The organism is Achromobacter sp. SIMBA_011 (genome assembly GCF_046535435.1).
Classification (GTDB): Bacteria; Pseudomonadota; Gammaproteobacteria; order Burkholderiales; family Burkholderiaceae_B; genus Achromobacter; species Achromobacter dolens.
In genome coordinates, this window is sequence record NZ_JAWRWN010000993.1 from 1 (window position 1) to 247 (window position 247).

Annotated in this window: 1 pseudogene; it reads left to right on the top strand. The window is 74.1% G+C overall.

From position 1 onward, the window contains the following. Positions 1 to 6 precede the first annotated feature (6 nt). A pseudogene (locus SB816_RS33995) lies at positions 7 to 247 on the top strand (ABC transporter substrate-binding protein); the annotation flags it as partial.

A 247-nucleotide genomic window follows, 5' to 3' on the forward strand; every position in this document is an offset into this window, starting at 1 on the left:
GCATTCATGCAACGAGCCGTTCCTTTCACGCCGCGCGCCGTGCGCACGCTGGCGGCCGCGCTGATCGGCGCGACCGCGATCGCCGCGGCGGCCGCGACCTTCGACCTGAGCCCCGAGCAGCACGGCCGCCCGCGCGGCACGGCCGATGCGGCCGTACAACGCGCGGTGCCGCCGACGTTCAAGTTCGCCGAGGCCGGCACGCTGACGATCGGCATCGCGCCGAGCCTGCCGCCGATCAGTACCTACG